The following is a 24051-nucleotide window of genomic DNA, read 5'->3' as shown; positions in this document are numbered from 1 at the left end:
GATGAAAAAATATATGTCGAAGTACCTTTTACTACTTCTCTTTGCCTTGTCGTATGTCACTGCCTTTGCTCAGGCGGATACCAAGGATGCTGACGAGGCTTATGCCAATGCTGAGTATGCTAAAGCAATAAGTCTCTATGAAGAAGCCATCACCAATGCTCCGGAGCCAACCTCTGAACTTTACTACAATCTCGGTTGCGCTTTCTTCAAGGATAATCAAATTGCTCCTGCCGTCTTGGCATTCGAGAGAGCTTACCTTATTGATCCTTCGGACTCCGATATCAAATATAATATAGAGCTTGCCAACTCTCGCACGTTGGATAAGATCGATGTCGCTCCGACATTCTTCTTTTCTCGCTGGATGGACAGCTTGTCTCATTGGTTCATGCTTAATACATGGCTCACAATGGGTATTGTGCTGTTTACTCTTGCTGTTGTTTGTTTTTTGTTGTTCTTATTCGGTAGAGAACGTCTCGTGAGGATGATCAGCTTCTATGCTTTTATTGTCTTCCTTTTTCTCTGTGGTGTGTCGAATGCGATGGCATACAAGTCTTACCATTTTTCACATGACGACACCGGAGCTATTGTGATGTCTGAGATCGTCACTGTCAAGAGTGCTCCTGATATGTCTTCACAAGATCTTGTAATAATTCATGCCGGACTGAAAGTAGAAGTATTGCAGAAGGTCAATGGTTTTGTCGAAGTCTCGTTACCCGATAAGACTGTCGGCTGGATCTCTGCTACTGACATTGAAGTCATCAATGTTTTCACAAACCTGTAAAATTAATTACTCCACCTACCAACTTATTAGATTATGCTCGAACAATGGGTTTTGATTGAGAAGGACTTCTTCCTTCTACTCAATAGTCCTCATACATCATATTTGGACTCGGTGATGTATCTCATCTCAGACAAGTTGGCATGGATACCGTACGGTATAGTGTTTTTTGCACTTTTATTTTACAAGCAGAAGCCCAAAGAGATATTGTGGCTGTTCATTGCAATGGGGTTGCTGATCTTTTTGGGAGATCAGATATCGTCACAGATCTTCAAGCCCTTCTTTCAGAGATACAGACCGACACATCATCCTGAGACAATGGACTTGGTCAAGACTGTGATAGGATACAAGGGTGGGAGCTACGGCTTCATCTCGGGGCACTCGGCCAACTTCTTTTCGGCAGCCACCTTTACAGCTCTTTTGCTTCGCGATCGATTGTATTCTATAGCTGTGTATACCGTCGTTGTGACTGTCGCTTATTCGAGGATTTACTTGGGGGTACACTTCATTACAGATGTCATCCCGGGGATTTGTGTCGGACTACTTTTGGGTTGGTTTGTGTATCAGATATATGTCATGGGGCGAGAAGTCTTTCTCGGCATCCCTTCGGAGAAAGTAAAGACTCCCTATATCCGGCCTCAGAACCGCATCTCGAAGATCGCTTATTCCATGGTACTCTTCTACATCAGTTTATGGATATTTTCTCCGTTTATCTTCAAGTGGTATTTCCTAAATTAAGAGAATTCATAGCCATAATAAGAAGGTCAGGGGATGTATCTAACATGATACATCCCCTGATTTTTACTCCAAGGTCATTCGGATCTGGGAGAGCTCCCATTCAAGCATAAAGTCAAATAGAAACTTTTCGATGAATCTGCGTTGACGTTTCACATAATCAAGCGCAACAGCAGAAGTACACATCAGTATCAATACCCCATCGCTATCTATCGTTGCCTTTATCTCCAACTGTCTCAAGGTCTTATCAGGGATCTTTGTCCAAGCTTCTTCGAGAGCTTTTTGTCTCTTTATAGCCTTGAGCACAGGGAGCTCATCATCCATCTTGTTGAGGAGCGTATCTACTCTTTCGGAAGTATATCGTTTCATGGTTTTATTTCGGTAAATACACCATCTTGGGCAGTAAAGATAGAGTAGGTGGCTTCCGGTAATCTCGACAATATCTGATCCAAGTATTTACGGTTGGTATCGGACATGAATATCTGCCCAAACTCTTCTCCGGAGACAAGCCTGACGATGCGATCCACTCTATGAGCATCAAGCTTATCGAAGACATCATCGAGCAGAAGCAAAGGCATGTTGTGGGGTTGAAGGATACGTAGCAATCTGAACTGTGCAAATTTCAATGCGACCATAAAGGTCTTATTCTGTCCCTGCGAACCGATCTTGCGTATCAGCACTCCATTGAGCAACATATCCAAATCATCTCTATGAGGTCCCATGGATGTGTGCCCGAGTGCAATATCTCTTTCCCTCGTTTCTTTCCAGATCCGAAGAAATGTCTCAGCAGCGGCGATCTCTTCAGTCTCCAACGAAGAGTGATATACCAGACTCACGTCATCGCTATTGTCCGAGATATAGTTATAATATTCGTGAAAGATGGGGCGGATCCTATCCAACCACTGAGACCTGTAGCTCATGATGGTCTCGGCATGAGGTGCCATTTGTTCGTCAATGATATCAAGGAGTTCGGTGCTGAAGCTCCGCTTTTTGAGCATGCTGTTACGTTGCTCAAGAAGTTTACGATATGATATGAGCGCAAGGAGATAGGGGGATGACTCTTGGGATATGATCATATCCATAAACTTACGTCTCTCTTCACTCCCCCCACGTATGAGCTCGAAGTCCGCCGGTGATATCATCACCAACGGAAACGCACCGATGTGATCAGAGATCTTGGTGTACTCCTTCTTGTTTCGTCTAAACACCTTAGACTTCCCGATCCTGATACCACAATAGAGATGCTCATCCTTATCTCCGATCTTGTATTTCCCATCCAATATAGCCATCTCAGCTCCATTTCTCACCACCATATGATCCGGCAGATATACACACGTACGTGCAAAAGATAGGTAGTAGATGCTATCGAGAAGGTTGGTTTTTCCCATCCCATTGGAGCCTATGATACAGTTGAGCTTATTTGAAAAAGACAGGGTTGTAGCCTCAATGTTTTTGTAATTGGTCAAGGACAACTGTTGTAGTATCATACTTTTTGAGAAAAATGAACCGAAAAACTTTCTTTACTTGATTGCAAAGTTACTCAAATCCGACCACTATATGCACCTCGAGAAATAAAGTTGTTGAACCTTCGAAATCAAGTTATACGACTTGATGATAAAAGTCGTATGATTCGTTTCATCGATTCAAACGACTTTTTTGAGCAGAATATAATGGCTGTTACGAAAGACTTCCTGACCACCCTCGATCAAGTGAGTCTCCTGAGGTCTGATTTTTAATGTCAGACACTGTTCTTTCAAGCAAAGAACTTTACTAATCTTGTTTATCAGAAAATGAGAGAAAGAGAGAGAATGATTGACATTAAAATAGCTACCTTATTGGTAAACTTTAATAGTCCATTGAGACGCTTACCTTTTAGTTTTTGGATGCCATAGACAGCAACAAAACAAACGAAAGTCAATAATAGGGCAACAATAATAGCTGCAATGGTACTACCCTCTGTATAAAGCCCTAACATGATCACAAAGATCGATAGCAATGTATTGAGTGCATATAGGCGAGGGCCGGACTTTACTCCCATACGCACAATGATAGTTTTCTTTCCACTTTTAGAGTCTTCTTGGTAGTCTCTATAGTTATTTACGACCAGTATGTTAGCCTCCCATAAGCCAATACCGAGAGCCAAAAACATGAGATGCAAAGGCGGGGGACCGGCTACGACATAGTAAGTGCCCAAGACAGGGATGAGCCCAAAGAAAATAACAACAGCCAAATCTCCTAAACCATGATGGGATAGGGGAAATGGTCCCGAAGAGTAAGCAAAGATACCTAAGAGTGTGGCTAAGCCGATCAAAAGGATAATCCATCCGCCCATCCAGACCAAAATGCCACCTGCAAGAGCACAGGTCAAAGTCGTAATAACGAGTGCACCGAACATTTGTCCCGGAGTCACAACCCCTTTGGTCAAAAGCCTCTCAAAGCCAACACGATCTGCAGTGTCTTTCCCTCCTTTATAGTCGAAGTAGTCATTTGCGATATTACTCGAAATCTGAGCACTGAGAGCAACGATCAGACATAAGAAGTACTCCAAAAACCTAAAGCTCTCGTCTGCCCATAATGCCCCTCCGGCAATAATGAGTGGTGCGATCGAAGCTCCCAAAGTATGTGGACGAATAGCATACCACCAAGTCTTCAGAAATGATCGTCGTGATGGGGGAGTAGATAGATTGTTTGAGACCGTGCCGGAAGAATTCACTTTTTAGGACTGAATAGTTTTTTGCTGAGTTTTTGAAGAGCATCTATCTTATCCTCGGTACGTATCACCATGGATACATTGTGATTGGATCCTCCATAAGAAATCATACGTACCGGTATATCTTCGAGAGCTTTGATGATATCCGCCTCAAATCCGACATTTTTCCAGTTGAGATCCCCTGCGATACAAATTATGGACATATTATTGTCGATGGAGACTGTAGCAAAACGCTTCAGCTCCGAAAGGATCTCTTCCAGTCTGCTCTGATTGTCTATCGCCACTGTTACAGCCACTTCTGATGTCGTAACAAGATCGATGGGTGTCTGATGTCGTTCGAAAACTTCAAAAACTCTACTCAAGAAGCCATGAGCCAATAGTAGTCTCGTACTCAGCACCTTAATTGTTGTGATACCATCCTTCACTGCTACCGCCTTAATCTTTTCAGGTTCGATGACATTGGAGATCAATGTTCCGGGTGCGGATGGATCCATGGTGTAGAGAAGACGCACAGGGACGTTCTGCATCTTAGCCGGATGGATACAAGTAGGGTGGAGGATTTTTGCTCCGAAATAAGCGAGTTCGGCAGCCTCATCGAAGTGAAGATTACGCACGGGAGATGTCCCCTCGACAATTCGAGGGTCATTGTTATGCATACCATCGATGTCTGTCCATATCTGCACTTCCTTCGCATCTATACAAGCCCCCAAGATAGAAGCCGTATAGTCACTCCCCCCACGTTTGAGATTATCGATCTCGGCATAAGCATTACGACAGATATAACCCTCCGTAAGGAAAAGTTTAGTATCAGGATATTGAGAGAGTAGCTTCTTGAGGGATTCCGAAATGCGTTCAAGATCCGGCTCACCGAACTTATTGGTCACCATAAAGTCCAATGCCGGAAGTTTGACTGCGGCGACACCGATCTCGGCCAAATGAACTTTCATCATTTCCGTGGAGATCAGTTCTCCAAGAGCTAAGACACACTTTTCCTCAAAGTCTGAAAAAAGTTCGTTCTTGAAGCTTTCGATATAGTCCATCTTCTCTTGGACAAAAGCCGTGACCCGCACTCGAGACTCTGCAGAAGAGTACAATGAATCTATGACCCCTTTGTATTTATCGGATAGCACTTCGATCAAAGAAAGTGCTCCCTGAGGGTTTTGATGACGAAAGTGTTCACAGATCTCTACCAAAATATTGGTAACACCTCCCATCGCAGAGAGAACCACGATCTTCGTCTTAGCATCATTGATGAGACGCCCCACTTCCTTTATTCTTTCGGAGGTACCCACAGACGTCCCTCCAAACTTCATGATCAACATCGTTTATATCGTACCGTAATTGTCATTTTAATCTGCCTGGATTTGCATCTCGATGAGTTTCTCGTTGTCTATCTTTATGATGCGAGCAGGATATTTCTTCACCAAGGCATAGTTGTGAGTTATCAAAAGTACAGCTGTGCCATTCTCTGCAATGTTTTGAAGCAATTGGATGATTTGTTCTCCGGTCTCGGGATCAAGGTGACCGGTAGGCTCATCGGCCATGATCAGACTCGGAGTATTGAGAAGAGCTCTCGATATAGCGACTCGTTGCTGTTCTCCCCCTGAGAGTTCATGGGGCATCTTGTATCCCTTACTGGCCATGCCGACCTGATCCAGCACCTGATTAATCCTTAGAGCAATCTCCTTACTATCCTTCCATCCGGTAGCCTTGAGTACAAATTCAAGATTTTTGTATACAGAGCGGTCTGCCAGCAACTGAAAATCCTGAAATACAATACCTAAGTTACGTCTCAAATAGGGTACTCTTTTTCTCTTGATCCTTCGCAAATCAAAGTCCATAAATCTCGCATCACCATCCTTTATAGGGATATCCATATAAATCGACTTTATGAGCGTAGACTTCCCGGATCCGACCTTACCGATAAGGTAGACAAACTCGCCCGGATATATATCCAAAGAGGCTCCGGACAAAATAACATTCTCATCCCTGCATAAGGTGATATTTTCGAGAGATAATATAGGTGTAGCCATAACTTCTGATCTATTTTGCAGAGTGTCCACAAAATTACGTAAAAAGAATGACATACATTCGGGATGAAAAATGATACAAAGGCTCAACGTAGGTTCGTAAACCAACAAGTGCCAAATCAGCTCAGTCACAAAAAATCAGAAATTACTTGCCGATGCAATATATTTACCTCTCTATCAATTAGGCGATTAGCTTTTTAATCGGTAGAAGCCCCCATAGAATAAATGAAAAATTATCCCAATCTCACTGTTTTATATAGGTTGTGCAGTTAAATTGCGTTTCTTAGTTCTTAATCGTTCAATCTTCTTTCAGGTGTTGCACTCTATAAATACGCCAGTTCGTTCTAAGAAAATATGTCACAATACAACTAAGTATCTGTAAATCAATATATTTACACTTTCTATTTCAATAGGATAATCGCAAAGAAGAGCCAATATCTAAGTCTTTGGGAGCCAGACACAAGTAAAAAGACATATGAGAGCAATGTAAGCATCTAAAAAATGCGTAAAAAACAAACATCATAATAATCAACACATTATATCTCTTCCTTATATCGAACTGACGTTGTCTAACTTGTCGCATCACCTTAGGCAACTGTCGTCATCAGATTAGACAACGTTTTTTCATGGGGCCTATATTTTCAGGCACTATCCACACTTTGTGTACTTTCAATCTGTCAATAGGGGAAGAAATACAGAAATGCAGAAAGTGCATCAGGTTTGTAGGCCGAGTTTTCGATAGACACCGTGTCGTTCCTTGGTAAAAAGCGTCCCGATATTGCGACTGAGAAAATCCTTAAAGGCTCGTTCTTTAATTCCGATACGCTCTGCGATCAGAAGGGCTTCGGCGGTCTGAAAGCTTTCGGGTAACTCAGTCAGAAGCTGAGGTTGCGATCTCTTGTATAAATGAGGGAAAATACTAGTAAAATATCAGATGGATGTTATAGATTATTTATATAAGAAAGAGTACATTTGTATTAGTTAGTCGGACTCATGTACAAGTTATTATATTGTTTTGAAAAGTCATGAATATAATAAAGCGATTTTTTCATCCTGTAGGTCAGGGGGCATTTTATTCTGAACATTTTTATACATCGGATGGGGGGAGCTATAAAGTGGTGTATGATTGTGGAACTACTCCATTATCAGCGGAAAGAAAGAAAGTCATTAAACAGGAAGTAATTGAACAGGCCTTCTCCAAAAAAGACACTATAGATATATTATTCATATCTCATTTGGATTGGGATCACATCTCTCTAATCCCCACTCTAATCGAAAGTGTAAAGGAGGTTCGCAATGTTGTCTTGCCCCATGTGGACAATGATTATCCTATTTTGCTCTCTCTTGTCAACTTTCCCAAAGCCTTGAAGGATATTAAAGGAAAGGTCGTACAGATTATAACATCACCAGAAGAGTACTTTAATAAAGAGACAAAAGTATGGCGAATTCGTTCGGTAGAGGAAGATGTCCCAAGGGAGAATATGAACCAAGATATTCTCTTTCTTGATCAAGATACCTCAAGTATTGATCCCCTCTTATCTAGTGGAAAAAAGCTATCACTAAAGGGACTAAAATTTTGGTGTTATATCCCTTTTAATTACTACTCGAGCAAAGAGTTTCGAGAAGAATTAGCAAAAAAGTTGTGTAATGACAAAGACTTTCAGGAGTACTTCAAAAACACATTAGGAGTGGAGCGTGACATTTCCGTGGAGGAAGCTTTGGATGTCTTGAGAGATCCACAAAAGGTAAACGATATTATCAAGGATAAATCAGTAAAGACGAAATTAAAGGATGATATCTATGATCAGTTGGAAGGCAAAATCAATCCCCACTCCCTAGTGTTGTACTCCGGTCCAATAGAACAGAAGGCCTATCGAAATCATTTTTATCATCAGAAGGTCGAGCAGGCCCATAATCAACTCTATCACAATCTAACGACTTGTTCTATTTCCTGCTCAGACTTTCTTAAAGACGATCACTCTCTCAAATGGCGTGTCGCTTGTATTTATAATGGTGATTCCAACTATGAGGAAAAAAAACTGAAGAAATGGCTAGATGGATTGTGGAACAATGTAGGTACGATTCAAATTGCTCACCATGGAAGCAAAAGATCACATGATTTTGACTGTCCTAGAGGGACTAGCTTCTTGTGCCCAATTTCTTATGGTACAAGTAACACATATGGGCATCCTAGCTCTGACGTTCTAATAGATCTAGCGATAAAAAAGAGATTTCCAATCTGTATCACCGAACATATAGATTCTAAATTCATTCAAATAATCTTTGTGATATTTAGTGAGTGAGCATCTTCGATACCGTATAAATATCTGTACCAAGAGAAATCTGTATCATGGCGTAGGGGTGACGAAAGCAATGAAAAGTGATATGCTTCGTAATCTGCAGATTCAAGTATCAAGTGCCAAATCAGCGCAGTGAGAAAAAATCAGAAATTACTTGCCGATGCAGAAGTTTTTGAAGATGGAGTGAAGGATGTCGTCTGAAGATACATTGCCTACGACTTCTCCGAGGTGGTTTATGGCAGCTCTTAGGTCTTGTGCCAAAAGGTCGCCAGGAATACTTAAAGAAAGACCATTGAGGACTGTTTCGAGATGAACCATGGCATCTTGTATCGCTGTCGCATGGCGAAGATTTGAGACAATGATATCATTTTCTCCTACATTCAGATCTTCAAAATGTCGGAGTATCTCTTCCTTGACTTTGGCAATATCTTGGTGATCTTTCGCACTTATCGCCATGATCGTAGATATGCCTGACTGTTTGAGCACATGAGTTATTTGCTCTATTTCATGGGCACTCACTATATCCCTTTTATTGATCAGAGCACAAATACTACTTTTGGAGGCATGTTGGGTTATGTTCTGAAGGAGTGTATGTAGATCAAGCTCTTTGTCTGAGGCATCGATCATCCAAAGGGTGAGAGAGGCTTGATTGATCTTTTCAAAGGATCTGTTAATCCCGATGCTTTCGATAGGATCATCTGTATCTCGTATACCGGCTGTATCTATAAACCTGAACTCTCGTCCTCCGAGTATCACCGTATCCTCTATCGCATCGCGGGTAGTGCCATGGATATCCGAGACAATGGCTCTATCGTCTTCCAAAAGTGCGTTCAAAAGGGTAGACTTACCGGCATTTGTAGCCCCTGCAATGGCAATAGGGATCCCGTTTTTGATGACCCTGCCTTTCTCAAAACTACTGCTTAACTCCTTCAGTTCACCTAAAATCGAAGAACAAGAATCTGTCAGAGCCTTTCGATCTGCAAATTCGACATCTTCTTCACTGAAATCCAACTCCAATTCAAGTAACGAGCAAAACCTGATAAGGGTCTCTCTAAGGGCTTCTATCTTTCTGCTAAAATGTCCACGCATTTGACTCATAGACATCCTGAGAGCAGCTTTATTCGTACTTGAGATGACATCTGCTACAGCCTCGGCCTGGCTAAGGTCCATCTTACCATTGGCAAAGGCTCTTTTCGTGAACTCTCCACCCTCTGCAGGTCGTACACCCGAAGCAATCAGCAACTTCATAACCTCACTCAAGATGTACGGTGAACCATGGCACGATATCTCCACCATATCCTCTCCGGTATAGGATTTAGGGTTGACGTAAGTGACGACCACGACATCGTCGATATACTCATCATTTTGGGGATCCACAATCCATCCATAACTCACGTGTTGGGATAGGGGATCATAGTCCTTTTTGCTCAAAGGCTTAAATACCCTTTTGAGTACATCAAAGGCAATAGTCCCCGATATCTTTATGACGCCAATGGCTGATCTCCCCATGGGAGTAGCAAGTGCGCAAATCGTTTGATTGATGGAGTAAAACGACATAATCTAAACAAACAGCTGTATTATGAATAAAACAAAGCGAGGGTGCATTGTCTTCAGACTCATGTACCCTCGCCTTATGCATCGGTATACGCTACCGATCACAATTAGCTAAGCTCTTACTCCATCAAAGTATATAAAATGGAGCAATGAACTTTATTACTTCTTTGCTCTGTTACCGTAACGGTTCATGAACTTATCTACACGTCCTGCAGTGTCGACAAGCTTAGCCTTACCTGTATAGAAAGGGTGTGAAGAGCTGGAGATTTCAACCTTGATGAGTGGATAAGTCTCACCGTCGATCTCGATGGTTTCTCTTGAATTTGCAGTCGAACGTGTGATGAAGATTTCTTCGTTAGACATGTCTTTGAAGACAACCTTGCGGTAATTTTCAGGATGGATGTCCTTTTTCATTGCTGTATATTAATTTGTTGTTTATATTTCTTTCGTTGTGCGGTAACCGGATAATTTCTGCGCAAAGATAGTCATATTTTCTTAATTATCAGCATATCTGTCACAATCATTTTGAAGCCTAAGCAATCTCCCAGAGCATACTCAAACCTAAGAAAACTTCACAGTGATATAAAATAAGGTATCCCTATCACACATGCCCTCACTTGATTACTCTTCATTAAATCATTCACTTACAATGAGATTAACCTGTAGTAAAAAAGACGAACGAGCAATAACTTCAAGTACTGTCACCTCAGTCTTCAAGTGGCATAAAAGTCTGATAAGTATTATCATCGTAGTAAACGATGATCTTTTCGACCTTTCGAGCCACCTGCGCAGTGACAACCTCGATTTGGGGTGTGAGTGCAGGCGAAATTTGAAGAGTAGGGGGCTGATAAGAGGGCACATGAGGGGACTCCGAAAAGACATTTTCCGTCATTTCAGTAAACAACGGGATATTGGTCTGCTTAGCTTGTTGCTCTCTATAGCCTTCTTTCACCATTGGAAATTCACCGCTAAGTAGCCACTCGTGCCTATAGTGAGGATAGGCTGTCAATATCTTTTGAATGACTTTGGAGCTTGGATGATTACGTCCTGTGAGGACATGGCTTAGAGTCGATTTGTTAATGCCTGTCTTTTCTGCAAACAAAATTTGACTGACTCCTTCTTGCTCTATTATTTCCTTTATGCGAATAACAATATGATCCATAGAACACTAAAAGTATCTTAATTTAGAAAGATATTTCCCATTTGTAAAAGTACACATATATATCCACATACACAAGTCCATAACAATACATATACACATATACTCATACATTCAGATCATAATCACAATAGTTACATCTCATCATAGAAGATACTGTTACCACATATAGAAAAATACATATAAGCAACTGACAATAAACAAAATAAAAACATTTAAAGACGTTTGTTTACATGTAACTTATATTGAGATGTAAGCGAAAACCTATCAGTATTATAATATTTACACCAAAATAAGAGCAAACAACTGATTACCATTTGATTGGATCAATCATATGAGGGGTTATACCTTCAAATATAACTAAATATTAAGTTTAATGATGAGTATAATATACCAGATAAAAACAAGAGTATTATATGTGTATACATATATCAATTCATGTCAACTCAAATGTCTAATCTCCTAAAGGTGTTTATATATGTACAACCATATCACCCAAAACTATTCACAAACATAAATATTGCGATGTATTCATTGGTATCTTTTTCATGTATCGAGAAACAGTCAAAATGAACGAGGATATTAGGTATGGTAGGTATGATAACGAAATAAGCTGTAAATTTGGGGCTGATAATAAAAGGAGAGAAAAACAATCCAAAGCAAATGAAACGAATACTCATAATCAATCATCATGACTCGTTCGTATACAATCTCGTACAGATCATACGAGAACGGACAGACTGTGCTTATAAGTTTATAAATACAGAGGATTTAGATGAAAATTTAAGTTTGTTGAAAGATTATGAATATATCCTACTTTCTCCCGGGCCGGGACATCCGGAGGAGTTTCCTCACCTGATTCCTACAATTCTAAGATGTGTGGAAACGCACTCCATACTTGGAGTTTGCTTGGGAATGCAAGCTATTGCACTTGCATTTGGAGGAAAAATAGAGTGCTTGCCGAAGCCAAAACACGGACACAAAAGCCGGATAACCATCAGTGACAACGGAAGTAGAAAGTTGTTCGAAGGGCTTTCAGCACCTATATTTGTAGCGAGGTACCACTCTTGGGTTGTCAGCAAAGAGCATTTGCCTTCTTGTTTGAGTATAGATGCTTATGATGAAGACATCAATATTGCAGCGTTGTCACATAAGAAATATCCGATTTGGGGGGTACAGTTTCATCCGGAATCTGTGATTACGGAACAAGGTCGGGCAATAATAGACAATTGGTTAAAGTAGGACGTAAATACAGAAAAGAGCTTTCGTGATATTAAGTGTGCTATTGCTTACAATCTTCAGCTTTGTTTATGTACCCACCACCCCTCGTCATCAAGTCTTAGCCACTTATAATTTGTTTATCCAAAACAATAAAAACATGGTGTAGCGAAAATGAATTTCACTACACCATGTTTTTATCTTAATATGTCTTGTCTGTTTTTACTTATCGAGTATAATTGCGGATTTTTTCTTGTACTTCATAAAACTCCTTAATCATATTTTCAAGAATGCGTGAAGCGGGCAAAATCTCGTCGATAGCAGCACTGATTTGGCCAATCTCAAGTTCTCCATTTACCATATCTCCCTCAAAAATACCTTTCTTACTACGACCTCGCCCTAAGAGTTCTCTCAGTTCATCTGCCGTTGCCCCTCTACCTTCAGCCTCTTCGACAGCAGTAAGGAAGTCGCTCGTCAACAGACGAGTAGGGGAAACCTTCTTCAAAACAAGTTTCGTATCTCCCTCTTGAAGAGTGAGACATCTGGCCTTGAAATCGGGATGAGCCGAACTCTCCTCACTAAGCGCAAAGGCAGTTCCGACCTGAACTCCCTCAGCACCAAGACTGAAGGCTGCCATCATGGCACGTCCCGATCCAATGCCTCCGGCCGCAATCACCGGAATCTCCACTGCATCCACTACAGAAGGGATAAGACACATTGTGGTTGTCTCCTCGCGACCGTTATGTCCACCGGCCTCAAAACCCTCTGCCACAACAGCATCCACACCTGCATCTTGACTCTTGAGTGCAAATTTACTGCTACTCACCACATGTGCAACTTTTATACCTTCCGCCTGTAAGGTCTTTGTCCATGTTTTGGGATTACCAGCAGAGGTGAAAACAATAGGGACGTGTTCGTCCAAAATAATCTTCATGATAGCATCAACATCTGGATACATCAAAGGTATGTTGACACCAAAAGGCTTATTGGTTGCTTTTTTAGTTTTTTGAATGTGTCCTCTGAGTATCTCAGGATACATTGAGCCTGCTCCAACGAGACCCAAACCACCGGCCTCTGAGACAGCTGTTGCAAGTTCATGACCACTACACCAAACCATACCACCGGAGATGATAGGGTATTGTATCTGAAATAGTTCTGTTACTCGATTTTTCATTGTAAAAACGCTCTTTAATGCTTTAGTCTTGTATTTTTCATTGAGTAAAATTACCTCAACACCCACAAAGTTAATAGGGTTTTCTATAATTGTCAGTACTTTTCAATCAAAAGATTTGAAGATATTGAGATTTCTCATGCTAAGATGTCTATTTTCTATGTTGAATCTCAAGATACCTCTATGGTTATTTTGTATGAATATTGATTTGATCCGTATGTTCTTTGCCTCGCCCTTAATAAACTTAACATAACGGTGATTATAAACCCATTGATAAATGTTGAATAAGCTCTTATAAAAGAGATTAAAGGAAATCCCAAAATCAATAAAGGAAATACCCAAAATCAATATTTATAGAGACTCATCGAGCACTCCTGACAATTAAAGGATATCCTCATTGTAAGATCACTATGAGTTGATTTTAATAGCCACGGCTCATAAAAGCAGCCTTGATATCCCTGCAAATGTGGGCACATACCGAGACTATAACGTATACAGTGTTTGGTATACATCAAAGGCTTCTGTGATCGTTTTTCCATCTCGTAAGCCATCTCAGTTACAGTAGAGCCATGTTTCGCATAAAATAACTGAGCAGATCGATTAAATACATTTGCGGTATAATTCACCGTAGCTTCAGGATACGTGCTGTCGTTTAGTGGTTGAGGTCTGGTCGGACGTATTTTTAGCGCAAAAGATCTCAATTCGTCATTCAACTGTCCCAAAGCCTTTTGACGCATACCGGTCAACAGACTTCTTGGAATGAAGATGTCGTCCAATCCGGGACTGATATTGATGTCGGAAACCTTATAAAAAGTGTTTCCGCACTTATTGAGGACATTAGTAATAGAGGTAATAGCATCTCCACTCAGCGACTTTTCCATCTTAATGGATTCTACAACCGATGTCCGAATACCATCAAATGTCTCTACAGAGAGACATAGTTTATTATCTTCCTGTTCATAAAGGCGAAAGTGTATCGGTAGCTTTCTTTCAGCTGTCTCTTTTGCCATCTGTCGCTCAAAATCTATATCAAAATTTCGATATAGACTCATGCCGATTTTCAAGCCTTCGGAAGGTTTATTCAATGTTATCTTATCTCCTTCTGAAACATTTACCTTTATCCCCGAAGTGCCTCCCTGTGGCAAATAAAATGCCAAACCATCTCCATTTGAGATGATCTTGCCAGGCTCCCGTTGTAACCTGATAACACTGCCTTTTATTGACGTGACAGTCCCTACTCTTTCACCCATCGACTTGGGACTGTCAAAGGCTGCCAAATTATCCTCCTTACGACCATTTTGGGCAAAGGCCGTATATCCCCTATTGAAAACTCTATCAATCTGTGGAATAAACTTCAAATCCACCTCTCCATGAGAACGCCTCGAATATTCAGGATGTTCGGCTATAAAAGCATTGATTACCAGATTATAATGAGAGACAACATTTTTGACATAAGATAAATCTTTGAGTCTTCCTTCTATCTTGAAAGAGGTAACCCCGGCCTCTATGAGATCGGCAATCAGTTCTGTACGATTAAGGTCTTTGATAGAAAGTAGGTGTTTGTTACGCTGCAATACCCTACCCTTTCCGTCTATCAAATCGAATGGCAGACGACAGACCTGTGAGCATGCACCTCGATTAGCACTTCGATCGTGAAACTCGGCTGCAGCATAGCACCTTCCACTATAAGAGACACATAAAGCTCCGTGTACAAAGCACTCTAACCTGATATCGGGGAGAGTCCTATGCACCCTTCGTATTTGATTAAGGCTGAACTCTCTGGGAATGACAACCTGCTCAAAACCTTGATCGGAGATGAACTTTATACGTTCGACAGACACATTGTCCATCTGGGTGCTGGCGTGCAAAGGTATCGGAGGCAAATCCAGCATCAACAAACCATAATCTTGGATGATGATTGCATCTGCCCCTATATTGTAGAGTTGATGGATCAGTTTTCGGGCTTCAGACAATTCTTCATCCTTGAGTATGGTGTTGAGTGCAACGTAAACTTTTGCACCGAAAATATGCGCAAAAGAAATCAAACGCTCTATGTCCTCAAGCGAATTTCCGGCACCGGCTCGAGCCCCAAAAGATGGAGCTCCGATGTACACAGCGTCAGCCCCATGCCTGATGGCCTCGATGCCATAATCTGCATTTTTTGCCGGAGCAAGAAGTTCAAGTTGACGATCCATTCAGGTATTGATCCGAAAAAGATTAGTCCAGCTTCTCACCGAAAGCGAGGTCTCCGGCATCGCCAAGACCCGGCACGATATATGAGTGATCATCGATCACAGGATCTATCGCGGCCACCCAAAGGGTGCTGTCTTCAGGAAGTTGCTGTTGCAAGTAGTCGATTGCAGGCTGACTTGCAATGATGGAAGCAAAGTGGACATTTTTAGGTTCTCCCTTTGTGAGCAAAGCTCTATATGCCAATTCCATAGATCCACCAGTTGCCAGCATCGGGTCAGAGAGTATGATGGTCTTGTCGTTGAGTGATGGTGAGGCAATATATTCGATATGGATGTCAAAGTTCAATCTATCCTTGTACTTACGGTAAGCTGACACAAATGCATTTTCAGCACGATCGAAGTAGTTACCAAATCCATGGTGGAATGGTAGACCCGCTCTCAATATTGTGGCGATCACGACCTTATCTTCGTCCAAAGACTCACGAGATATACCAAGAGGTGTCTGGATATCATACTCTTTGTAAGACAATGTTTTACTGATCTCATAAGCCATGATTTCACCAAGCCTTTCGATATTACGTCTAAATCTAAGCCGATCGTTTTGGATGTTCACGTTTCTGAGCTCGGACACGAATCTGTTAAGCAACGAATGTTGCTCCGATAGATTTATAACTTTCATTTTACAATATTTTGTGTGATGTATTAAAGTCTGATTTCTTTCTATTCCTATTTCTCTTTGTTGTGCATGATAGCCTTGTAGACATCCTTTCGAGCCATGATGTTTGAGACATAGGCCACTGTCTCTCTACCTCTCAAGAAGCCGTACTTACATACAGGATCATTATAATACTTCGGATTGCTCTTCAGAAGCACATACTCTCTGACATTGTCATCCCAGAGATCCGGCGAAGCACCATACTTCTTCGCCAATCGGCGGGCATCCTGTATGTGTGCAGGCCCTGCATTGTACGAAGCCAAGATGAACTTTATCCTCTCATTCTCATCCTCGATATCCTGATAGCTTTTTGCTATGGCTAAAAGACAGTCGACAGAAACACGGACAGATACTGCGGGATCTTTGAGTTCTTCCACAGTGGCTCCGAATGCCCGACCTGTTGCCGGCATGATACCCATAAGTCCGGTAGCTGTACTCCACCCCACTATATCACTCTGAAATCCGGATTCCTGAAAAGCAATCGCTGCCAATATAGTCCAATGCCACCCCAACCTCTCGCTCTCTTTGATGAAGAGATCATCATAGGGAGATATTGCCCCCTCAGGTATATCGACCTTGGTATATCTGGGGTAAGCCACCGGATCGCCAAAGTAAAGAGCAAAATTCATCGTATTTTCAGCCTCTCTACTCAAATTTTTGCTATCAAAAAAGGCCGCCAAAGTATCAGCAAGTGAGGTGTTTCCTTTGTGAGTCACCCATCCATAGCGTATCGGCGTACTTAGCTTTGTCTTGACGTCCAACCCCTTGTAATGCTGAGCAAACATACCGGCGATATGGCGATCGGCTACAGTGTAGTCGATACTATCCTGCGCTACCAAAGTCAAAAGATCAGGGACAGAGAGGGTGTCCACATATTCTATGGTGAAGTCTTTATCCGGGCCTATTTCATCCTCTATCTGCCGAAGACGAAAATCCTCGACACTGTTCCTCACGACATGGATCTTTTTATCTGCAAGATCAAGGACTGAAGCCACCTTCTGAGCCCCTTTTCTCTGAAGCAAGACCAATGAAGTATTCAGTGTGGGTCCGCAGAATAAAAAATCTTCCATGTGGCTTCTTGTCATCGCCATAGGAGTGATGCAAATGTCAATGGAGTCATCCCTCACCCACTGTTTGAGGGTATCCAAGGAGTGAGACAGTCTTATGGACAGAGTTAAGCCCTTATCTGCTGCAAAGTCACGGATCTTGAAGTACTCAGCACCCATTTCCTTGCCACGATATATAAAAAATGCGGATGGGGACGTTGTCGTCCCTATCCGCAAAGTATCACTATTTTTAATGTCTTCCCAGGTCCTAAAACTTCGATCTGCCTCATCTGTACTACCATTGACACATGAGGAAACACTCATCAGGCTTGTGCATAACAACAAGCCTGTTATGAATAGACTTTCGACTGTCTTCATATATCGAAGTAACTTGTAATCTCCACAAAGTTACATCTATTCTCGCGATCAGCCAACAATGATGACATACAAGTCATCCCATCGACCGTATAAAAAACAGAAAAGGTAGCTTACAGAATATCCAACTCTTGGAAACACTTCTTCAGGCGCATAACAGCCTCATCGACCTGCTCCTTGGTATGAGTCGCCATCAGAGCGACACGCACCAATGTATCTTGGGGAGCACAGGCGGGCGGTATCACGGGATTGATGAATACCCCGGCATCGAATGCTAACTTCGTCACGATGAAAGTCTTCTCCATATCCCTTACATATAGAGGGATGATAGGCGACTCTGTAGGTCCGATCTCGAAGCCCTCTTCTCTAAACCTCTTGAGTGCATAACGAGTCACATCCCAAAGGTGATCAAGTCTCTCAGGCTCCGTCCTTATGATACGTAGAGCTTCCAATGCTGCTGCTGTAGCTGCAGGAGTGATCGAAGCACTGAAGATATATGTGCGGGCGTTGTGACGTATCCAGTTAATCAGCGTACTGTCACCGGCAATAAATCCTCCGATCGAAGCAAGAGATTTACTGAATGTCCCCATAATGAGATCCACTTCTTCGGTAAGCCCGAAATGGTGACAGACCCCCTTGCCCTGCTTCCCAAAGACTCCTATACCATGAGCCTCATCTACCAAGAGAGTAGCATCGTACTTCTTTTTCAATCTGACGATCTCAGGGAGATTTGCAAGATCTCCTTCCATCGAGAAGACGCTATCTATAATAATGAGTTTGACGGCATTGGGATCACACTTTTGGAGCTGCTTTTCGAGATCCTCCATGTCGTTATGCTTGTATTTCAACTGCTGTGAAAACGACAATCTGCGCCCATCTACAATAGAAGCATGGTCTCTATCGTCACAGATGATATAGTCATTACGACCAATCAAGCAAGGGATCACACCCGAATTGACGGTAAACCCGGTCGGGAAACACAAAGCTTCGTCCTTTTCGACAAATTCGGCAAGTTCTTTTTCCAGCTGCACGTGAAGGTCAAGCGTACCATTCAGAAATCTTGATCCGGCACAGCCCGAACCATACTTCCGCAAAGCCTCGACACCTGCCTCTATCACTCTGTTGTCGCCGGTAAGCCCGGTGTAAGCATTGGAGCCAAACATCAGGACTTTCTTTCCTCCCATGTCTACTTCAGTGCCCTGTTTCCCTTCTATTTCACGAAAATAGGGATACAGCCCACGCTCCATGTACTCTTTGGGTGTATTGAACTTCGCGAGTCTCTCTTGTAGTATTCCCATAGGGTATTTTATATATTATTCGTTTGTGAGGTTCTTTGTATTCAAGCGACAAAGTTAGGAAAAAACACTCAAAGCACAATCACATCATATTTGTGCGAGAAGAGAGTCAAATAGACATAACTTGATGTGACGAAAGTACCCATCCAAAAGCAGGCCTGGTTATGAGGGAGATAAATGGTGTAAATAAAGTCCTACGACTCGATACAACGAATCTTACGACTTTCATCGTTAAGTCTTACGACTTGATTTATCTCCTCCTACAACTTTTTTTCGGTCTCTCATGTATTCCCAATTAAGTATTGTCATAACTTTGACTTATCGTAAGTCACCACAAAAGGCCTGAGCACGTATCGGATCGATTTAGACTTACCGCCAAACTTTTTAAGAATCAAACAGCTAATCATCTCTGTATGAAATCAAGGCTTTTCAAGTACTGCATCCTCATAATAATTCTATCGCTTTTCACCTCGGCCAAAGCTCAAGAAAGCATCGGTCTGAGATTCTTTGGTCTCAGCATACATCCACATGGAGAGGCTGAGAATGCCTCGATCATGCCTCTACGTCTGGATAAGGAGGCCTATTTTGTTCAAAATCTTGGTGGTATCCTCTCCTATGAACTTCCCATATACAAGGATTTTATTCTTACTAAGACGGCTATAGCCTTGTACTCAGACTGTGCGGCACAGTTAGGAGGATTCGTACACTTGGGACTCCGAGCACGCATCTTTACCCTCGGTCGACATTCCTTGTATGGGGGCTTGGGACCAACCCTCATCTTTCGCAAAAACTGGCTAAAAATACCGGAATACAAAGACCCCGGATATTTCAAAGGAGGACAAGATGCCATCTTTCAACATCTATTTATTTGGTATGCAGGTGATTTTGACTATCGTTACAAAATCACTGACAGGTGGGATCTCGCTTGCACATTCGTACCCGGATATCCTGACCTCATCAGCCTCTCGATTGGATTCAACTATCGACTGCGATAACCTATAGTATTCATAATGTAGTCTTCATACAACGTGTAAAAGGGAGCTTAGGTAGGAGCATTTTCTTGTTCAGTTATATGTGATTGCCCGTTCTTTTGATGGATTTATTATTATATTATCGTAACTTTGTCTGTTGGTGAAGTAGTGCCAAGACATTATCGCAGAGATAAAACTTGTCACTGTAGACACCATAAGATTTATCAACCTCAAAAAATCATCGATACAGTGAATACTTCAAGTGGCACAAAGTACATCTTTGTAACGGGCGGTGTGGTTTCTTCTCTCGGTAAAGGTATTGTAGCCGCCTCTTTAGGCAAACTCCTACAAGCAAGAGGATACAGGGTGACAATCCAAAAGTTTGACCCCTACATCAACATTGATCCCGGGACTCTCAACCCCTACGAGCATGGCGAATGCTATGTCACAACCGACGGACATGAAGCAGACTTGGATCTCGGCCACTACGAAAGGTTCCTGAACATCTCCACCACCAGAGCCAACAACATCACCACCGGACGCATCTATCAGAACGTCATTCAAAAAGAGCGTCGGGGAGACTACTTGGGCAAAACCGTACAAGTCGTCCCACACATTACGGACGAGATCAAAAGGAATGTGAAGCTCTTGGGAAGCAAAGGCGAGTTTGACTTTGTGATCACAGAGATCGGTGGCACTGTGGGTGACATAGAGTCCCTACCCTTCTTGGAAAGTGTCCGACAGTTGAAGTGGGAGCTGGGTGCTAATTGCCTTTGTGTACACCTTACTTATATACCCTTCATCGCTGCTGCCGGTGAGGTCAAGACAAAACCCACACAACACTCTGTCAAACACCTACAAGAAGTCGGGATCCAACCTGACATCCTTGTCCTCCGTACAGAGCATGAATTAAAAGAAGACATCCTCGCTAAGGTCGCACTCTTCTGCAACGTCCCTGTCGAGGCCGTTGTACAATCCTATGATGTGCCCACGATCTATGAGGTGCCACTCGTCCTTCAAGAGCAAAAGATGGACGAGGTTATCCTCCGCAAAGTAGGACTTGAGATCGGCGAAAAGCCCGAACTAAAAGCGTGGAAGGACTTCCTGAAGATGAAACAAGAAGCTAAAGATGAGGTCGTCATCGGTCTTGTCGGGAAGTATGTCGAACTACAAGATGCTTACAAGTCGATCGACGAAGCTCTCCAACAAGCGGCAATATATAATAATCGCAAACTTGTACTCAAACACATCCAGTCCGAAAGGATAGATGAGGCAAATGTCGCTAAGACGCTCAAAGGGCTTGATGGCATAGTTGTCGCTCCGGGCTTCGGGACACGAGGTGTGGATGGCAAACTACATACCCTCAAGTATGCAAGAGAAAACGACATCCCGATGCTGGGGATATGCTTGGGCATGCAATGCACCATGATAGAGTTTGCACGTAATGTCCTCGGTTGGACCGATGCCAACACCACAGAGATTGATCCCAACACTACACACAAAGTGATAGACATCATGGAGGATCAGAAGTCTGTCATCAACCTTGGTGGCACGATGCGACTCGGATCATACAAGTGTCATTTGACTCAGGGCACAAAAATTGCGGAGGCTTATGGCAGTACAGATATAGAAGAGAGACACAGACACCGATTTGAGTTCAACAACAAGTACAAAGCTGACTTTGAAGCAGCCGGTGTGATATTCTCAGGGCACAACCCTGATTCGGGACTTGTCGAAGCTGTCGAGCTTCCGGACAAAAAGTGGTATGTGGCTGTACAGTACCACCCCGAGTACAATAGTACCGTGGTGAAGCCCAACCCACTATTCATATCTTTCGTCAGGGCGAGCATCGCTGAACATGACTCCAAGTAAGAGACATTAAAAACATCATAGAGAAAATCAAAACTTTACACATAACGAAGAATTTACTTTAAGACAACGAATGGATAGAAACACGATCATTGGATTTGTCCTCATGGGAGCGGTACTTGTGCTCTTCACATGGTTGGGACGTCCATCCGAAGAGCAGTTGGCGGAGCAGCAGCGTTACAACGATTCTATTGCCGCAGTACAACAGAAGAAAGAAGCTGAGGCTACCCTTATAGCTGAAACGGCACCAACTACCCTACCCCTCACAGAGATGAGTGACTCTGCTCTTATCGCCGAACGTATGCGTGTATTTGGCGACCTTGCACAAGCGACCTCAGGGACAGAGGAGACACTCACACTCGAGAATGATTCGATCTCAATATCCCTATCGACCAAAGGTGGGATGATCGTCTCTTCTGAATTAAAGAAGTACAAGGACTATAGAGGAGAAAATGTGAGGCTCATCCGCGAGGGTGAAGCCGAGTTCAACTACACGTTCATCACCAATACAAACCGAATAATAAACACCAAGGACTTGTTCTTCTCCCCTCGGAGGGTCGATGATAAGACCATACGCATGAGTCTAATCACCGAGAATGGCAGAGAATTGGCTTTTGTCTACCGCCTGACGGATCGTTATAGAGTGAATGTTCAGGTCGAGAACAAGGGCTTCGAACAAGTGATAGCTTCTAATGCCTTCTACCTTGATGGCCAAATCAAACTCCCTATTTACCAAAATGAGAAGAGTCGTAAGACAGAAAGCAACTACTCAGGACTTGCTTACGAACATAGTAGTGGAGACGTCGAAAAACTAAATACCGGGAAGGATGTCAAGGAGGATATCAGTGGATCGGTGAAGTGGATCGCATTCAGAGATATGTTCTTCTCCACCATTGTGTACAGTGATCTCGGCCTGGAGAGCGTGTCACTCAACAGCAAACTCAACTCAGATGAGAACCACCTAAAGATGTTGGAGTCAAAGTTTGTGTTGCCTTTGGGCAAGACCGGCGAGGCGCAACCCATGCTCACAATGTACTTGGGACCGAATGACTACTCCCTCCTAAAGTCTATCGATGCTGATATGGGAAGGGATACTCAGTTTGCAAAGATCGTAGACATGGGAGACTGGTTCAGGTTTATCAACATCTGGCTTGTCATACCTGTCTTCAACTTCCTGGAGACAATGTTCAGTAACTATGGTCTCATCATCTTCCTGCTTACACTATTCATCAAGCTTCTCCTCAGTCCTTTCACCTACAAGTCTTTCATCGCACAAGCAAAGATGAGAGTCCTTCGGCCACAGGTAGAGGAAATCAACAAAAAGTATCCGGGTGATGACAATATGATGCAACGTCAGCGAGCGACTATGGAGCTCTACAAACGTGCAGGAGCAAGTTCTCTCGGTGGCTGCCTGCCAATGCTTCTCCAAATGCCGTTCCTCATCGCGATGTATCAATACTTCCCTACGAGCATCAACCTCCGTGGTGAGAGCTTCCTATGGGCTAGTGACCTTTCGACTTACGACGACATCATCCATCTCCCCTTCGAGATCCCATTCATCGGTAGTCACATCAGTCTCTTCTGTCTCCTCATGACCATCACTCAGGTGATCTATATGAAGATCAGTCAGGCAAACCAACCCGATGCTCCGGGCATGCAAGCTATGAAGCTCATGCCTTATATGATGTCTATCATGCTCTTTGTTTTCCTTAACCAAAATGCATCGGGGCTCAGCTACTACTATCTCCTTTCGATGCTTATCTCTATCGCTCAGACCGGAGTATTCAGACTCGCAATCAATGAGAAGAAGCTCCTCGCTCAGATGGAGGAAAACAAAAAGAAGCCAATGAAGAAATCCAAGTTTATGCAACGCCTTGAGGAGATGCAAAAGCAGCAAATGGAACTTCAAAAGCAACAAAAAAGAAAATAAGAT

The 24051-nt window shown here is 42.6% G+C and carries 20 protein-coding genes and 1 pseudogene; 7 read left to right on the top strand and 14 right to left on the bottom strand.

Translation table 11 applies throughout. The features are described 5' to 3' along the window. Position 1: 1 nt before the first annotated feature. Together EL262_RS02615 and EL262_RS02610 are read left to right on the top strand one after the other, a co-directional pair. Positions 2-781 carry a tetratricopeptide repeat protein gene (locus EL262_RS02615; protein ID WP_025837745.1) on the top strand — a complete coding sequence of 260 codons (780 nt, stop codon included), beginning with the start codon at positions 2-4 and terminating at the stop codon, positions 779-781. A 33-nt stretch (positions 782-814) separates the two neighbouring features. Then, positions 815-1516, top strand: coding sequence for a phosphatase PAP2 family protein (locus tag EL262_RS02610; RefSeq protein ID WP_025837744.1), 702 nt, complete (start codon positions 815-817; stop codon positions 1514-1516). Positions 1517-1579: 63 nt separating this feature from the next. On the opposite strand, the gene EL262_RS02605 is transcribed toward EL262_RS02610, so the two are convergent. The 5 genes from EL262_RS02605 to EL262_RS02585 all read right to left on the bottom strand — a co-directional run bounded on the left by EL262_RS02605 (position 1580) and on the right by EL262_RS02585 (position 6256). Continuing rightward, positions 1580-1882 (bottom strand): hypothetical protein, encoded by a 303-nt coding sequence (locus EL262_RS02605; RefSeq protein WP_025837743.1) that lies wholly within the window; start codon positions 1880-1882, stop codon positions 1580-1582. Continuing rightward, positions 1879-3000 carry a DNA replication/repair protein RecF gene (gene recF / locus EL262_RS02600; protein WP_025837741.1) on the bottom strand — a complete coding sequence of 374 codons (1122 nt, stop codon included), beginning with the start codon at positions 2998-3000 and terminating at the stop codon, positions 1879-1881. The genes EL262_RS02605 and recF overlap by 4 nt, the downstream gene beginning before the upstream one ends. Before the next feature lie 296 nt (positions 3001-3296). Beyond that, a complete protein-coding gene (menA, locus tag EL262_RS02595; protein WP_025837738.1) occupies positions 3297-4226 on the bottom strand; it encodes a 1,4-dihydroxy-2-naphthoate octaprenyltransferase in 930 nt (309 codons plus the stop codon). Then, positions 4223-5545 (bottom strand): aspartate kinase, encoded by a 1323-nt coding sequence (locus EL262_RS02590; protein ID WP_025837736.1) that lies wholly within the window; start codon positions 5543-5545, stop codon positions 4223-4225. The genes menA and EL262_RS02590 overlap by 4 nt, the downstream gene beginning before the upstream one ends. Positions 5546-5572: 27 nt before the next feature. Continuing rightward, positions 5573-6256 (bottom strand): cell division ATP-binding protein FtsE, encoded by a 684-nt coding sequence (locus tag EL262_RS02585; protein ID WP_025837735.1) that lies wholly within the window; start codon positions 6254-6256, stop codon positions 5573-5575. 1022 nt (positions 6257-7278) lie between these two features. On the opposite strand from EL262_RS02585, the gene EL262_RS02575 reads away from it, so the two are divergent. Continuing rightward, complete coding sequence (locus EL262_RS02575) at positions 7279-8556, top strand: MBL fold metallo-hydrolase (RefSeq protein WP_025837733.1); 1278 nt, start codon at positions 7279-7281, stop codon at positions 8554-8556. On the opposite strand, the pseudogene EL262_RS02570 reads toward EL262_RS02575, so the two are convergent. The 4 genes and pseudogenes from EL262_RS02570 to EL262_RS02555 form a co-directional block, all read right to left on the bottom strand. Continuing rightward, a pseudogene (locus EL262_RS02570) lies at positions 8549-8650 on the bottom strand (site-specific integrase); the annotation flags it as partial. The gene EL262_RS02575 and the pseudogene EL262_RS02570 overlap by 8 nt on opposite strands. A gap of 53 nt (positions 8651-8703) precedes the next feature. Continuing rightward, positions 8704-10110 carry a tRNA uridine-5-carboxymethylaminomethyl(34) synthesis GTPase MnmE gene (gene mnmE / locus EL262_RS02565; protein ID WP_174706346.1) on the bottom strand — a complete coding sequence of 469 codons (1407 nt, stop codon included), beginning with the start codon at positions 10108-10110 and terminating at the stop codon, positions 8704-8706. 156 nt (positions 10111-10266) lie between these two features. Further along, positions 10267-10521 (bottom strand): type B 50S ribosomal protein L31, encoded by a 255-nt coding sequence (locus EL262_RS02560; RefSeq protein WP_025837729.1) that lies wholly within the window; start codon positions 10519-10521, stop codon positions 10267-10269. 292 nt (positions 10522-10813) lie between these two features. Next, complete coding sequence (locus tag EL262_RS02555) at positions 10814-11269, bottom strand: helix-turn-helix domain-containing protein (protein WP_025837727.1); 456 nt, start codon at positions 11267-11269, stop codon at positions 10814-10816. A 660-nt stretch (positions 11270-11929) separates the two neighbouring features. Between EL262_RS02555 and EL262_RS02550 the strand changes: the two genes are divergently transcribed. Beyond that, positions 11930-12508, top strand: coding sequence for an anthranilate synthase component II (locus EL262_RS02550; RefSeq protein ID WP_036853510.1), 579 nt, complete (start codon positions 11930-11932; stop codon positions 12506-12508). Between the two features lie 202 nt (positions 12509-12710). Here the strand turns inward: EL262_RS02550 and EL262_RS02545 are convergent, their stop codons facing one another. The 5 genes from EL262_RS02545 to spt form a co-directional block, all read right to left on the bottom strand. Then, positions 12711-13658, bottom strand: a complete 948-nt coding sequence (locus tag EL262_RS02545; RefSeq protein WP_025837723.1) for an NAD(P)H-dependent flavin oxidoreductase — start codon at positions 13656-13658, stop codon at positions 12711-12713. A 341-nt stretch (positions 13659-13999) separates the two neighbouring features. After that, complete coding sequence (locus tag EL262_RS02540; RefSeq protein ID WP_025837721.1) at positions 14000-15850, bottom strand: peptidase U32 family protein; 1851 nt, start codon at positions 15848-15850, stop codon at positions 14000-14002. Between the two features lie 22 nt (positions 15851-15872). Next, positions 15873-16526 carry a uracil phosphoribosyltransferase gene (gene upp, locus EL262_RS02535; protein ID WP_025837719.1) on the bottom strand — a complete coding sequence of 218 codons (654 nt, stop codon included), beginning with the start codon at positions 16524-16526 and terminating at the stop codon, positions 15873-15875. A 47-nt stretch (positions 16527-16573) separates the two neighbouring features. Further along, complete coding sequence (locus tag EL262_RS02530; RefSeq protein ID WP_051522692.1) at positions 16574-17788, bottom strand: MltF family protein; 1215 nt, start codon at positions 17786-17788, stop codon at positions 16574-16576. Positions 17789-18096: 308 nt separating this feature from the next. Further along, positions 18097-19281, bottom strand: a complete 1185-nt coding sequence (gene spt, locus EL262_RS02525) for a serine palmitoyltransferase (protein ID WP_025837716.1) — start codon at positions 19279-19281, stop codon at positions 18097-18099. Positions 19282-19691: 410 nt separating this feature from the next. Between spt and EL262_RS02520 the strand changes: the two genes are divergently transcribed. The 3 genes from EL262_RS02520 (at position 19692) to yidC (ending at position 24048) form a co-directional block, all read left to right on the top strand. Continuing rightward, positions 19692-20273 carry a hypothetical protein gene (locus EL262_RS02520; protein WP_025837713.1) on the top strand — a complete coding sequence of 194 codons (582 nt, stop codon included), beginning with the start codon at positions 19692-19694 and terminating at the stop codon, positions 20271-20273. A 225-nt stretch (positions 20274-20498) separates the two neighbouring features. Then, positions 20499-22121, top strand: a complete 1623-nt coding sequence (locus EL262_RS02515) for a CTP synthase (RefSeq protein ID WP_025837710.1) — start codon at positions 20499-20501, stop codon at positions 22119-22121. Between the two features lie 70 nt (positions 22122-22191). Continuing rightward, a complete protein-coding gene (gene yidC / locus EL262_RS02510) occupies positions 22192-24048 on the top strand; it encodes a membrane protein insertase YidC (RefSeq protein WP_078735625.1) in 1857 nt (618 codons plus the stop codon). Positions 24049-24051: the final 3 nt, after the last annotated feature.

It is taken from the genome of Porphyromonas cangingivalis (genome assembly GCF_900638305.1).
In the GTDB taxonomy this organism is placed as follows: Bacteria; Bacteroidota; Bacteroidia; order Bacteroidales; family Porphyromonadaceae; genus Porphyromonas_A; species Porphyromonas_A cangingivalis.
The sequence above is the reverse complement of the archived record's forward strand: the minus strand, read 5'-3'. Positions and strand labels throughout refer to the sequence as shown.